Here is a 253-nt window from a genome sequence, read left to right as displayed (position 1 = left end):
CCTCGATGGTGACCCGCCGGTCGGCGATCCGTCGGCGAATGCGGTCGGTGGTGCGCGCGACCGATTCGCCCAGGGCGATGCGCAGATTCACCGTGGCGCTCGCCTGCGAGGGGAGCACGTTTGCCGCGGTGCCCCCTTCGAACATTGTCGGGGCGACCGTGGTGCGCACCATCGCGGCGGGTTCGCCTCCGAGCCGCGCGAACACCCGTGCGGTGAGCCAGGGCTTCGCCGCCAGCAGACGGTACAGCGGTCG

Annotated in this window: 1 protein-coding gene; it reads right to left on the bottom strand. The window is 71.9% G+C overall.

Annotated elements, in window-relative coordinates; genetic code table 11:
• Positions 1 to 253 (bottom strand): peptidase dimerization domain-containing protein (locus tag AMS65_RS00190; RefSeq protein WP_157501948.1); only part of this gene is annotated, 253 nt, incomplete at both ends.

Source organism: Leucobacter celer subsp. astrifaciens, assembly GCF_001273835.1.
Classification (GTDB): domain Bacteria; phylum Actinomycetota; class Actinomycetes; order Actinomycetales; family Microbacteriaceae; genus Leucobacter; species Leucobacter celer.
This window is presented reverse-complemented; position numbering and strand designations above follow the sequence as displayed.